The organism is Halomonas marinisediminis (assembly GCF_004347715.1).
Taxonomy (GTDB): Bacteria; Pseudomonadota; Gammaproteobacteria; order Pseudomonadales; family Halomonadaceae; genus Halomonas; species Halomonas icarae.
Genome location: NZ_SLTR01000219.1, coordinates 1 through 311, shown reverse-complemented (window position 1 = coordinate 311; position 311 = coordinate 1). Strand labels below are relative to the sequence as shown.

Genomic DNA, 311 nt, shown 5'->3' with positions numbered 1-311 from the left:
AGCAGGCCGAGGATGGCGGTCTCGACCGTGTTGCGGGCGCGGAAATCGCGGTTGGTGCGCAGCCAGGACAGGCCAAGCCCGACCAGCGCGATGGCGAGCACGACCACGGTCATCCATGTGCTCAGGCTGGCGCTGGCGGTGCGGTAGGCTTGTGCGGCGCGCAGGGTGGCGGGGTCGACATCGCTGCCCAAGGCGACGCCCACGGTGCCGAGCACCTGGCGGATATCGGTGGCGTCGGCGCGCAGGCTGCGGGCCTCAGCCTCGGTCATGCTGCCCCGCGCCACCGCGGCATCGAGCCCGTCGGAGATCCG

At 72.3% G+C, this 311-nt stretch carries 1 protein-coding gene; it reads right to left on the bottom strand.

Features of this window, described 5'->3' with window-relative positions; genetic code table 11:
- Positions 1-311, bottom strand: a 311-nt coding sequence (locus E0702_RS16455; protein ID WP_205741996.1) for a phosphate ABC transporter permease family protein, incomplete at both ends; no start/stop codon positions are given.